Annotated in this window: 1 protein-coding gene; it reads left to right on the forward strand. The window is 41.1% G+C overall.

Going from position 1 to position 560, the window contains the following annotated elements; all coding sequences use genetic code 11:
- A partial coding sequence (locus WAE57_RS15810) for an IS30 family transposase (RefSeq protein WP_337711309.1) occupies positions 1 to 560 on the forward strand: 560 nt, incomplete at both ends.

Below are 560 nucleotides of genomic sequence, written 5' to 3' on the forward strand. Positions count from 1 at the left end.
TATCTTGCTTTGCAATGGAGTCCTGAACAGATCGCTTCTCAAGTTGCTGTCAGCATGCATTCGATCTACCGTTATATCCAACAGGATAAAATAAAAGGAGGTGACCTGTATTTGCATTTACGTTTTAGAAACCAACGTAAAAGAAAGTATGGACACCCAGAAAAGCGCGGGAAACTCAATAACCGTAAAAGTATTCATGACAGACCGAAGATCATTGAAGAGCGGTCACAGTTTGGCGATTTAGAAATAGATACGATTGTCGGCAAGAATCATCATCAGTCTCTGGTTTCAATCGTCGATAGAAAAACCGGCTACTTATGGTTAAAGAAGTGTAGCACTCGTAAGAGTCAGGAGGTGGGTGAAGCAACAGTTCACTTGCTAGATCCAGTCAAAGAGAAATTACAGTCGATCACTGCCGATAATGGCAAAGAGTTTAGCTTGCATGAACAAATCAATGCTGAGTTAGGAATAGAATTCTACTTTGCCGATCCTTACAGTGCATGGCAGAGAGGGACGAATGAGAATACCAATGGTTTGATCAGGCAATATATTAGAAAAGG

The sequence above is a fragment of the Acinetobacter sp. NS-4 genome (assembly GCF_037402435.1).
In the GTDB taxonomy this organism is placed as follows: Bacteria; Pseudomonadota; Gammaproteobacteria; order Pseudomonadales; family Moraxellaceae; genus Acinetobacter.